The 216-nt window shown below is 45.8% G+C and carries 1 pseudogene; it reads left to right on the forward strand.

Annotation, left to right across the window (positions count from 1 at the left end):
- Window positions 1-216 (forward strand): annotated as a pseudogene (locus tag JUI58_RS00005) (ShlB/FhaC/HecB family hemolysin secretion/activation protein); the annotation flags it as partial.

Raw genomic sequence — 216 nt, forward strand, 5'->3', positions numbered from 1 at the left:
TTACCTCTCGTCTGAACCTCGGCATCGAGTCTCCCTTTAATGTCAACGACCTCGAAGACCAGTTGCGCTTATTGCAAATTAACCCCCTGATTGAAGATTTACAGATCAACCTTCAACCAGGAGGGGAAACCGGAGAAAGCATTCTTCTCCTCGAGATTGAAGAAGCATCGCCCTTTTTTGGTACAGCATTTTTTGATAATTATTCGGCGGCCAGTG

This window comes from Spirulina sp. CCY15215 (assembly GCF_016888125.1).
Classification (GTDB): domain Bacteria; phylum Cyanobacteriota; class Cyanobacteriia; order Cyanobacteriales; family Spirulinaceae; genus CCY15215.